We start from the raw sequence: 10,567 nt of genomic DNA, 5'->3' as shown, positions 1-10,567 counted from the left end.
CGGGGACGTCGAGGCCGCGCCAGGACACCGGGCGGGTGTAGGACGGGCCTTCCAGCAGACCGTCGGAGAACGAATCCTGTTCGTGGGATTGCTGATTGCCGAGTACGCCAGGGATGAGGCGGACGAACGCCTCGGTCATGACGAGCACCGCCGCCTCGCCGCCGATGAGGACGTAGTCGCCGATGCTGACCTCTTCGACGCGCACGCGGCGTGCGGCGTCGTCGAAGACGCGCTGATCGATGCCTTCGTAACGGCCGCAGGCGAAGACGATGTGCTTTTCGGCGGACCAGCGTTCGGCGGTCGCCTGGGTGAAGGGGACGCCCGCCGGGGTGGGGACCACCAGCAGCGCGTCGTCCGGGCACACCTCGTCCAGCGCGTCGCCCCACACGGTCGGCTTCATGACCATGCCGGGCCCGCCGCCGTACGGGGTGTCGTCCACGGATTTGTGCACGTCGTGCGTCCAGCGGCGCAGGTCGTGCACGTCGACCTCGAGCAGGCCCTTGTCGATGGCCTTGCCCAGCAAGGCCGCTCGCATCGGCTCGAGGTATTCGGGGAAGATCGTCACTACGTCGATGCGCATGGCGGCTACTCCGGGTCCAGCAGGCCCTCGGGCGGGTCGATGACGATCAGCCCGTCGGCGACCGACACGGTCGGGACCATGGCGAGCACGAACGGCACCAGGATCTCGCGGCCCGCGGGCGGGTACGCCTCCCCGGCCTTGATCGAAAGCAGTTCTCCCGCAGCGGAATGCAGCACCTCGTTGACGGTGCCGACGAGGGTGCCGTCACCGAGTTCGACGCGCAGCCCCTCGAGTTCGTGGTCGTAGTACTCGTCCGGGTCCTCCGACGGCGGCAGGTTCGCGGTGTCGACCACGAAGACCATGCCGCGCAACGCGTCCGCGGCCGTGCGGTCGGCGATGCCGGTCAGACGCAAGAGAAGCCGGCCCGAGTGCTCCCGGGCCGACTCCACTTCGAATTCCTGCGTCTGCTTGGCGCGCGGCAGCTTCCCCGAAAGGAAGCTGCCGGGCGCGAAGCGCAGTTCCGGCTCGTCGGTGCGAACATCTACGACGAGTTCGCCACGCACACCGTGCGATTTGGCGACCCGTCCGACGACGAGTTCCATCTATTGATCCGTGTCGACCACGTCGACGCGAATGCCCTTACCGCCGATCCCGGCGACCAGGGTGCGCAGGGCGGTCGCGGTACGACCACCGCGACCGATCACCTTGCCCAGATCATCCGGGTGCACGTGCACCTCGACGGTCCGGCCGCGTCGGCTGGTGATCAGCTCGACGTGGACGTCGTCGGGATTGGCGACGATGCCGCGCACCAGGTGCTCGACGGCATCGGCAACCACGGCACTCATTTACTCGGCGGCTTCGGTGGTGGCCTCGGCCTCGGCGGCCTCGTCCTTCTTGGCGGCCTTCTTCTTGGGGGTGACGGCCTCGGCGACCGGCTCGTTGTCGGCGGCGGCGAGCGCGGCGTTGAACAGGTCGAGCTTGGACGGCTTGGGCTCCTTGACCTTCAGGGTGCCCTCGGCGCCCGGCAGGCCCTTGAACTTCTGCCAGTCACCGGTGATCTCCAGCAGACGCTTCACCGGCTCGGTCGGCTGCGCGCCGACGCCCAGCCAGTACTGCGCGCGCTCGGAGTCGATCTGGATGAGCGAGGGCTCTTCCTTGGGCTGGTAGATGCCGATGGCCTCGATGGCGCGGCCGTCACGACGCGTACGGGCGTCGGCGATGACGACGCGGTACTGCGGGTTGCGGATCTTGCCCATACGGGTCAGCTTGATACGAACAGCCATGAGCTGATGCCTTTCAAATGGTTGGTCACGTCGCAATTCAGCGACCCGCACGAGGCGGGCCCGGTTTTGCGTTGAGTGCTGTGACCGCCGCGCGGTACGGAACCGGAGACGGGCTGACACTGTCCTCAGACGAGAACGGTGGACCATTCTGCCAGACCCCCGGTGCGGCGAGGAAATCGCCCCGGACCAACGCGACAGCCCACCGGGTACGACCCGATGGGCTGTGTGATGTCTCGTGCAGAGCCTACTGCGGCGCGGGCTGCGAGCTCCCCGACGTCAGCCCCTTCACGATCAATCCGGCCAGCACGCTGATGGCCAGCGCTTCGATAGACCCCACGGTCATCTCCTCATCGAGTTGAAACAACAAACGTGTGAAGCATGACCGATTCACTTATCTCGCGCAGGCGAATCACCCAGGCGCCGATAGATCGATTACCGAGTCACCGCAACCGGGCAGTGGAGACCTCCACCCGAACCGGAGCGGGCGGATACACCGTCTCCCCTGCCGACACACACACTTCCTGACGGTACGAGGACTCGACCAGGCGATAGCCGAAGAACTTGGCGGGCTTGCCCTTGGGAAGCTCGACAATCCAGAGAAACGGAACTCCGGCTACCGCGTAACCGGCCATCTTCGTCTCACGTTCCGCACGCTTGTTTCCCGGCGACCAGACCTCGACCGCCAACTGCAGCTCGGCGGGTTCGATACTGGTCCGCCCCTCGATGGCAGCGGCCACCACCGCGACATCCGGGACCACCCCGGTCCGGATGGCCGTGCTGAGCTTGACCGCGACGGCAGGCAGAACGTGCAGATCCTCACGCCCCGCCGCCGTGATGGCCTGATCCAACATTGTCGCGAGACGGAAAGCGGCATGCTGGTGTGGCAACGTCGGCGCGGGCGACATGCAGAGGTACCCCAGAATCAGCTCGAGACGAGATCCATCGGAAGGCGGCTCTTCGGCTAGCCAGCCTTCCACGGTCGTCGGGCCCAGGGTGTGAATTGTCGAAACCTCCGCGGCCATAGCCATTTTCCGTCCGATCCGTCCGCTTCGAATGCAGTCGGTGCTTGCACCGGCGCCCGTGGTCCATCCGGGTACAGCAGAGTCGATCCGATTGACATTGTTCCACGTACGGCACGTGGATGTTCCATCCACGGAAACCGCGTCGGGGCCGGCACCGACCTGCCTCAGCGATTCGCCGTGACCGGGGACCGGCGGTCGTAGAGGCGGCCACGCAGCACTACCCATGCGGGAGCGGCGAGGGTGGCCAGGTTGGTTCGCGGGTCCTGGTCGTAGACAACGAAATCGGCGGGGGCGCCGGGGGCGATGCCCGGGTGGCCGAGCCAGGTTCGGGCGTGCCAGGACGAGGCGCCGAGGGCGTCGTGGGGGGTGAAGCCCGCGCCGGTGAGGGCGAGGATCTCGTCGGCGATGCGGCCGTGGCGGATGGAGCCGCCCGCGTCGGTGCCGGTGTAGATGGGGACGCCCGCCTCGTGGGCGCGGGCTACGGTGTCGCGGGAGCGGCGGTGCAGGTCGCGCATGTGGGCGGCGTAGACGGGGAATTTGGTTGCGCCGTCGGCGATTCCGGGGAAAGTGTCGATGTTGATGAGGGTCGGGACCAGGGCGGTGCCGTGCGCGGCCATGACGGCGATGGTGTCGTCGGTGAGGCCGGTGCCGTGTTCGAGGCAGTCGATGCCCGCGCCGAGCAGGCCGGGCAGGGCGTCCTCACCGAAGACGTGCGCGGTGACGCGGGCGCCTTCGCGGTGGGCGGCGTCGATGGCGGCCTTCAGGATGGTGTCGGACCACAGCGGGGCGAGATCGCCGGTGGCGCGGTCGATCCAGTCGCCGACGAGCTTCACCCAGCCGTCGCCGCGGCGGGCCTGCTCGGCCACGATCTCCGGCAGGTCGCGTTCGTCGTCGACGTCGATGCCGAGTTCGCGGATGTAGCGCTTGGGGCGGGCAATGTGACGGCCCGCGCGGATGATGCGCGGCAGATCGTCGCGGTCGTCGAGGAAGCGGGTGTCGATGGGTGAGCCCGCGTCACGCAGCAGCAGCGCGCCCGCGTCCCGCTCCACCTCGGCCTGCGCCACCGCACCGGCCCGATCCTCTTGTCCCCCACCGTGTTTGATGCCGACATGGCAGTGGGCGTCGACGAGTCCGGGCAGGATCCAGCCGGAGGCGCACACGGTGTCGGCGTCGCGGATCGGCTCGTCGGAGAGGATGCCGTCGCGCACCCAGAGATCGCGGACCTCACCCTCGGGCAACACCACGCCGCGCACATGCAGCCGCATTCGGCCTCCTCGCCTTCGACGGTGACCCGCCGGATCCACTCTCGCAGCCGGATCCACTATCGCATCAGTCGTCGAGCACGGTGATGTCGGTGCGCTCGCGGCATACCCGGCGGATGGCGTCGATACCCGCCGCGATGACCGGATGCCCGGCGCTGCCCCGCCGCACCGCCGTCAGATGCCGTCGCACCGGGAGCGGGTCGTCGCGCAACGGCACCCGGATCACCGGCGATTCGGGCGGCAGGTAGGCCAGCCGGGGCACCAGGCTGACGCCGAAGCCGTGCGCCACCATGGCGGCGACGCCCGGGAAATCGACGGCCTGCCCGGCGATTCGGGGCGTGAACCCGGCCGTGGCGCAGGCGGCGGACACCACCAGGTGATGGGTGATGCGCGCGCGGCCGGTGATCCACGGCTCCGCCGCCGCCTCGGCCAGTCCCACGCTGTCCCGTCCGGCGAACGGATGCCCCACGGGCACAAGCAGATCCAGCGGCTCGGTCAGTAGCGGGCGCTGCTCGAAGCGCAGGTCGTCGGGCGCGGGGCTGCCGGGCGCGGGCAGCACGATCCCGATGTCGCTGTCCCCGGCCAGCAGTGCTTCGAAGCAGTGCGCGCTCTCGTCCTCGATCAGTTCCACCGTGAGCCCCGGATTCGCGTCCCGCAGCCGGGCGGCGGCCGACGCGACGATCGCCGCGAGCGCGGTCGGCATCGCGCTGATGCGCAGCACCCCCGCGATGCCCGCCCGGTGTGCGGCCAACTCCGCCCGGGCCCGTTCCGCCTGTGCCGCGAGCAGATCCGCGTGTCGGAGCAGTGCGTGGCCCGCCGCGGTCAATTGCACCCGGCGGCCGACCTGTTCGAGTAGTTCGACGTCCAATTCCCTGGCCAGGCCGCGCAATTGCTGCGACACCGTGGAGGGCGTCAGGTGCAGGGCCGCTGCGGCCGCGGTGACCGTGCCGTGCTCATGCAGAACCCGCAGGGCCTGCAGCCGAGGGTCGATCATGTGGTGATTCTGCACGATCCGGTACGGAAACTTTCGATGGACCGATACTGTCGCCGCCTCGAAGATTGTCCCCATGACCGAGTCGGACCGACACTGCAGCCATTGCGGCTGGCCGACAGACCAACCGTTCCAGGTACTTTCGCGCCATCGCACGTCGGAGGGGATCGTGAGTTACACGCGTTGCGCGTGCGGCGTCCTGCGCATGCGACTGGAGCCCGCGACATTCACTATTTGAAGTATGCGGTTTTCAGTTCCGGCCTAGGATCGGGGCCCTCACCACCTTGCTGGAGGCCCCACCCATGTCATCCCCGATCGCCCGCAATCGAATTCGACTGACCGTCGCCGCGCTGGCGGTCGGCGCCACCGTCACCACGCTCGGCGGCACCGCGCAGGCCACGCCCTCGCCCCTGAACCAGCCGACCCCCGACACGGCCACCCCGATCGCCACCAGTTCGGGGTCCGGATTCGATCCGGGCATCATCACCGGTTCGGCGATGGCCCCCATCGTGCTCGGAGGCATCCTGCTCTGCGAGATCGAGGTGAACACCGGCAGCACGAAATGGGATCCTCGCATGGGCGGCATCCCCTGCTTGCCGATCTGACCGCGGCGGCGATCACTTCACGAACTCGCCGAGCCGGTCCGGCAGATCCCCGCGGATCGGCAGCCCGTGGCCGGGTACGAGAATCTCCGCACCCAGGCTCGCGAGCCCACGCGCGCTGGCGAGCGTTCCGGCCTCGTCGTGATTGAAAAACCCCGGCAGCAACTGCAATCCGGTCTCCGGCAGGAGCGGATGCCCGGTCACCAGCGCATCGCCGGAGAACAGCACGCCCTCCGACGGCAGGAAATACGCAGTGTGGCCGTTGGTATGGCCTGGAGTCGGCACCTCAACCAGCCCGCCGGGCAGCGCGGCCAGCGTGTCCGCGTCGAGCGGCGCGGCCGAGGGGACGCTCATGCCGATGTGCCCGACACAGGCGCGCAAGGTCTGCGCCACCCACACGGCCCCGCGCCGAGTCCCCAACCGCTGGACCATCTGCACCGGCGTGATCTGCTGCAAATACTCGCGTTTGGCGTGCCGGACCTCCTCCGTGCCGGTGTAGACCGGCACACCCAACCGCTCGACCAGGGTGGGGATCGCGCCGATGTGGTCGAGGTGCGCGTGCGTCACCACCACCGCGGCGACCTCGTCGAGCGCGCGCCCGATCTCGGTCACCGATTTCAACACCGCCGCGCTGTCGCCCGGATACCCGGCGTCGACCACGGTCACCCCGCGCTCATCGCTGACCAGCGCCCAGTTGACGTTCGTGCCCGCCACCACGTACACGGACTCCGAAACCTGGTCGATCTTCACTTGCCCTCCCTCACTTGCCGATTCGATGCTCGATGACGCCGATGCCGTCGATCTCCAAGCGCAGTGCGTCGCCGGGAGCCAGCCATCGGCCCAATTCCATGCCGCTGCCGCCGGGCAAGGTGCCGGTGGCCACCAGCTCACCCGGGTACAGCTGTTCGGAGCGTGAGGCGTGCACGATGGCCTCGGCCACCGAGAAGCGCATACCCGAAGTTCCTGTGCGCGAAAGTGTTTCGCCGTTGATCGAGACCGACGCGGTGAGGCGGTCCAGCCGATCGGCCACCGCGGATCCGGCGACTGCGGTCGCCGACATCGAACCAGCGAAGTGCTTGGACTTCTGCGGGCCGAAACCCGAACGCATCTCCGGCAATTGGATGTCACGGGCCGAGAAGTCGTTGATCACCACGACCGCCGCGATCGCGGCCAGCGCCTCGGCCTCGGTCGCGTCCCGCAGCGGGGCGCCCAGCACCACACCGAGTTCGAGCTCGAAATCCAGGGCGCGGCTGTAGGCGGGCGGCGCGACCTCGACACCCGAGGGCAGCAGGGTCAGGGGGTTGGACAGGTAGTAGATCGGCTGGGCGTACCAGAGCCGATGCGGACGGTACGGCGGAAAGGTCCGGCGGGTCACCGTTTCGAAGACCTGTCCGATTCGGTAGCCGGCGGGCAGGAACCGCCGGGCCATGCCGCGCGCGGCGTCGACGGCGTGCTTCTCGAACAGCATGTACTCGCGGAAGGCGATCGGGCTGACAGGCAGGACCGTCGCGCCGTCAGGCAGGCCCAGTCGCTCCCAGCGGGCCAGCTCGAACTCGTCGGTGAAGGCGGCGGGCACGAAATCGGCTGCGCCGCTCTCTGATTCGGGGACGTCTTGCCAGCCCTCGCCGGTGTCGAGGTGGCGGACGATGCGCCGCGCGCCGAGGTCGAGGGTGCGGCGCAGGCGCGGCAGCGGGGTGACGTCGCTCATCGGGTCAGCGGCTCCGGCGCGCCGGTGGGAAGCAGGTGCTCACGCAGGAACCGTACCGACAATTCCGACCATTGCACGGCATGGCCCATGGCGCAGTGGTCGTCGTCGGCGTACAGGACCAGTTGCGCGTCCGGCGCGCCGATCGCGATGTCGATGGAATCCTGGGTGCTGACCAGGGTGTCGTTCGCGCCGTTGATCACCAGCAGCGGAATCTCGATGCGGCGGTAGTGGTCACGCAGCGACATGCCGCGCAGCCTGCGTAGCAGGTCGACGGTGCCGGACGCGCCGGTGGCGTGCCGCAGGGTGGACACGATCACCTCGGGGACGCCCAGCGAACCGCGCGGACCGAAGGAGCGGTGCGCGGGAGCGCCATTGGCGATGGCCACCTTCAGCCGGGGCTCGACCGCCGCCATCCGGGTGGTCCAGTACGCGCCGAAACTCAGGCCCAGCATGCCGATTCGGTCGGCATCCACGCGCGGATCGGCGGACAGCTCGTCGAGCACCGTCACGTAGACGCGCTCGGCCGCCGGTGACAGCGGTTCCCGATAGGAGTAGGTGCCGGGCATCTCCATGACGAAAAGCCCCAGGCCCGCATGACGATTCACCAGCAGCGGCAGTGTCCCCTCCGCCAGCGAGCCCTCCAGACCATTGGTGACCAGCACCAGCGGTACGGCCTCGGCGCCCTCCGGCAGGATGAGGTAGCCGCGCACCGCATCCCCGTCGCCGAACGGGATCCGCAGCGATTCGATGGTCACCGCCATCGCGGGAGCCAGTGCGGTGAGCAGGATTTCGGTGAGGCGATGGGAGCGTTCGTAGGCTCGCAGTCGCTGCGGACTCCACCCCGGCCAGGCGGCGACGAACTCGTACACCAGCGCCTTGATCAGGCCGTCCAACGCGATCGCGGCGTCGGCGGCATCGGGATTCTCGGCACAGAATCTTTGCACCGCATCGGGATTCGCGACCGGTCCACGCTCGGACAGGATCGTGACGGCCGGTGCGAGCAGCTTGCCGAGATCCTCGGGTGCGACGGCGGCGGCCGGATCCAGCAGTTCGGCGGTCGACGGACCGCCCAGACGCGCGAGCGCGGCATCGGCGCGTTCCCTGTGCGGCCGGGCGAAGTCCTGCCAGTACCCGGCCCAGCGCGCGTCCTCGAACGAGTGGCATCCGGCCAGCTGCGCCCGGAATTCCGCGTCCGGGATCCCGCCCAGATGGGTGAACCGGTCCGCGAAGAGCGCGGGCAGGAATCGGGCGGTCCCCCACCGCCGGGCCGCTCGTTCGGTGGTGTGGGTGAGCGCGCAGGCGCTGACGAAGATCCGGTTGGCGAGTGTCGACAGCGATGTCATCAGAGTGCCTTCCCTCCAGCTACCTCGATATCGCAGAAATATCTGCGTTAGTGAGGGTAGGGACGCCACGGCATCAAAAGCAAGAACTTCTGCTTTAGTATTTCGAGGTGACCATCGACGACTCCCCGCAGCGCCGCCCGGGCGGCCGCTCGACCCGCGTCCGCGAGGCCGTCCACGCGGCGGTCCTGGACGCGATCGCCGAGCACGGCGTCGACCGCGTCGGCATCCCCGATATCGCCCGCCGCGCCGAGGTCCGCGACAGCTCCATCTACCGCCGCTGGGGTACCCGCGAAAACCTGATCCTCGACGCCCTGCTCGCCAACAGCGAACGCCTCATGCCCATCCCCGACACCGGCACCGTGCACGGCGACCTCACGGCCCTGGCCACCGAACTGGCCGACTACCTGGCCACCCCGCTGGGCAGCAGCCTGGTGCGGGCCCTCGCCTACCTCACCGACACCGACGCCATCGCCGAAGCCCGGACCACCTTCTGGTCCACCCGCTTCCGAGCCGCGGCCCCCATCGTCAGCCGGGCCATCGCCCGCGGCGAACTGCGTCCTGACACCGACCCCCGACTGGCCCTCGAACTCCTCGCCGCGCCCCTGCACTTCCGGGCCACTCTCACCCGCGAACCCGTCACCCCCGAATTCCTCAGCCGCCTGGCGGATTCCGTCTGCCGCGCCCTCGCGGTCGACTCGGCAGACGGCTGAGGCGATGCTTCAGGCCACGGGTTCGGACACCGCCGCGGAGACTGCCGCGACGATCGATTCGGGGGTCGGAAAGCCCTGCCGGGACTTGGTCGCCACGACCGTCCCGTCGACGGTGACGCGGCAGACGCCGCCGGATCCGGGCACCAGTTCGGGGGTGATGCCGAGTTCGGCGCCGAGGGCTTCGGAGGCGGCCTGCGCGCGCTTCAGATACCCGCACGGCTTGCAGTACGTGATGACGACAGCGGACATGATGAACTCCTGACGGTTCGTTCTCGGATGATGTTGTTGCTCAGTCGTTTTCGTCGCCGGACAGCGACCACATGCGGGTGGTCGCACCCAGCCGGGTCCAGGTGTTGATGATCGCGATGTGCCAGACCAGTTCGGCGAGTTCCTGCTCCTCGAACTCGCCGGCCGCGACCTGCCAGACCTGTTCGCTCACTTCGCCGTCCGCGATCCGGGTCATCGCCTCGGCGAGCTCGAAGGCGGCCCGCTCGCGGGCGGTGAAGAACGGGGCCTCGCGCCACACGGCGACCAGGTTCACCCGCCGCCAGGTGTCGCCGCCCGCCACCGCGTCGCGCGAGTGCATGTCGACGCAGTAGACGCAGCCGTTGATCTGGGCGACGCGCAGCTTCACCAACTCGCGCAGCGGCTTCTCCAGCACCGACTGCTGGGCGGCGCGCTCGAGGCCGTTCATGGCCTTCGCGATGCCCGGGGCGAGATCGTCGAGGGCGATGCGGGTGGTCGGAAGGACGTAGGTATTCGTTGTCGTTGTCATGATTCGACGGTAGGCCGATAATGGCTCAAAGTTAGGAGCCAATCCAATGTCCGAATATTGGTCCACTTGGAGTGTCGACCTGCATCTGGCCCTCGAACCGGAATCCGGGCGGCGGGTCGGGCTGGAGCAGGCGTTACGGGAGGCCATCCGCGACGGCCGCTTGGCCGCGGGAGCCCGGCTGCCCTCCACCCGGACCCTGGCGACCGAACTGGGGCTCGCGCGCGGCACGGTCAGCGCGGCCTACGACCAGCTGACTAGCGGTCCGCGGCCTCGGACAGGGAGCCGGACGCGGCGGGCGGGACCTCACCCAGGTGGCCCTGGGTGAGCACGACCGCGTGCAGGCCGCGCAGG

At 68.9% G+C, this 10,567-nt stretch carries 15 protein-coding genes; 3 read left to right on the top strand and 12 right to left on the bottom strand.

Annotated elements, in window-relative coordinates; translation table 11 throughout:
* From trmD to ACWELQ_RS25510, 7 genes are all read right to left on the bottom strand, one after another.
* Positions 1–580 (bottom strand): tRNA (guanosine(37)-N1)-methyltransferase TrmD (gene trmD / locus ACWELQ_RS25540; protein WP_452399576.1); only part of this gene is annotated, 580 nt, incomplete at its 3' end.
* A gap of 5 nt (positions 581–585) precedes the next feature.
* Complete coding sequence (rimM, locus tag ACWELQ_RS25535) at positions 586–1,122, bottom strand: ribosome maturation factor RimM (RefSeq protein WP_452399575.1); 537 nt, start codon at positions 1,120–1,122, stop codon at positions 586–588.
* The gene (locus ACWELQ_RS25530; protein ID WP_029930032.1) at positions 1,123–1,365 is read right to left on the bottom strand and encodes an RNA-binding protein; all 243 of its coding nucleotides are present in this window, start codon (positions 1,363–1,365) and stop codon (positions 1,123–1,125) included.
* Complete coding sequence (gene rpsP, locus ACWELQ_RS25525; protein WP_452399574.1) at positions 1,366–1,803, bottom strand: 30S ribosomal protein S16; 438 nt, start codon at positions 1,801–1,803, stop codon at positions 1,366–1,368.
* A gap of 440 nt (positions 1,804–2,243) precedes the next feature.
* Entirely contained in the window at positions 2,244–2,825 is a 582-nt protein-coding gene (locus ACWELQ_RS25520; RefSeq protein WP_452399577.1) for a Uma2 family endonuclease, read from the bottom strand.
* Positions 2,826–2,989: 164 nt separating this feature from the next.
* A complete protein-coding gene (locus ACWELQ_RS25515; protein WP_452399573.1) occupies positions 2,990–4,090 on the bottom strand; it encodes an amidohydrolase family protein in 1,101 nt (366 codons plus the stop codon).
* Positions 4,091–4,154: 64 nt separating this feature from the next.
* A complete protein-coding gene (locus ACWELQ_RS25510; RefSeq protein ID WP_452399572.1) occupies positions 4,155–5,081 on the bottom strand; it encodes a LysR family transcriptional regulator in 927 nt (308 codons plus the stop codon).
* Between the two features lie 299 nt (positions 5,082–5,380).
* On the opposite strand from ACWELQ_RS25510, the gene ACWELQ_RS25505 reads away from it, so the two are divergent.
* Complete coding sequence (locus ACWELQ_RS25505; protein ID WP_452399571.1) at positions 5,381–5,683, top strand: hypothetical protein; 303 nt, start codon at positions 5,381–5,383, stop codon at positions 5,681–5,683.
* Between the two features lie 12 nt (positions 5,684–5,695).
* Here ACWELQ_RS25505 and ACWELQ_RS25500 read toward each other — a convergent pair whose 3' ends face one another.
* The 3 genes from ACWELQ_RS25500 to ACWELQ_RS25490 are packed head-to-tail and all read right to left on the bottom strand — an operon-like array spanning position 5,696 to position 8,731.
* Positions 5,696–6,430: an MBL fold metallo-hydrolase gene (locus tag ACWELQ_RS25500; RefSeq protein WP_452399570.1), complete on the bottom strand. Its 735-nt coding sequence runs from the start codon at positions 6,428–6,430 to the stop codon at positions 5,696–5,698.
* Between the two features lie 10 nt (positions 6,431–6,440).
* Positions 6,441–7,388 carry a fumarylacetoacetate hydrolase family protein gene (locus ACWELQ_RS25495; RefSeq protein ID WP_452399569.1) on the bottom strand — a complete coding sequence of 316 codons (948 nt, stop codon included), beginning with the start codon at positions 7,386–7,388 and terminating at the stop codon, positions 6,441–6,443.
* Complete coding sequence (locus tag ACWELQ_RS25490) at positions 7,385–8,731, bottom strand: alpha/beta hydrolase family protein (protein ID WP_452399568.1); 1,347 nt, start codon at positions 8,729–8,731, stop codon at positions 7,385–7,387. Before ACWELQ_RS25490 ends, ACWELQ_RS25495 begins: the two co-directional genes overlap by 4 nt.
* A 107-nt stretch (positions 8,732–8,838) precedes the next feature.
* Between ACWELQ_RS25490 and ACWELQ_RS25485 the strand changes: the two genes are divergently transcribed.
* A complete protein-coding gene (locus ACWELQ_RS25485) occupies positions 8,839–9,441 on the top strand; it encodes a TetR/AcrR family transcriptional regulator (RefSeq protein WP_452399567.1) in 603 nt (200 codons plus the stop codon).
* Positions 9,442–9,450: 9 nt separating this feature from the next.
* Here the strand turns inward: ACWELQ_RS25485 and ACWELQ_RS25480 are convergent, their stop codons facing one another.
* Together ACWELQ_RS25480 and ACWELQ_RS25475 are read right to left on the bottom strand one after the other, a co-directional pair.
* Complete coding sequence (locus tag ACWELQ_RS25480) at positions 9,451–9,690, bottom strand: SelT/SelW/SelH family protein (protein ID WP_452399566.1); 240 nt, start codon at positions 9,688–9,690, stop codon at positions 9,451–9,453.
* Positions 9,691–9,730: 40 nt separating this feature from the next.
* Positions 9,731–10,216: a carboxymuconolactone decarboxylase family protein gene (locus tag ACWELQ_RS25475; RefSeq protein WP_452399565.1), complete on the bottom strand. Its 486-nt coding sequence runs from the start codon at positions 10,214–10,216 to the stop codon at positions 9,731–9,733.
* A gap of 46 nt (positions 10,217–10,262) precedes the next feature.
* On the opposite strand from ACWELQ_RS25475, the gene ACWELQ_RS25470 reads away from it, so the two are divergent.
* On the top strand, positions 10,263–10,541 hold the full coding sequence (locus ACWELQ_RS25470) for a GntR family transcriptional regulator (RefSeq protein ID WP_452399564.1): 279 nt from the start codon (positions 10,263–10,265) through the stop codon (positions 10,539–10,541).
* Positions 10,542–10,567: the final 26 nt, after the last annotated feature.

The sequence above is a fragment of the Nocardia sp. NPDC004722 genome, assembly GCF_053601505.1.
The sequence above is the reverse complement of the archived record's forward strand: the minus strand, read 5'-3'. Positions and strand labels throughout refer to the sequence as shown.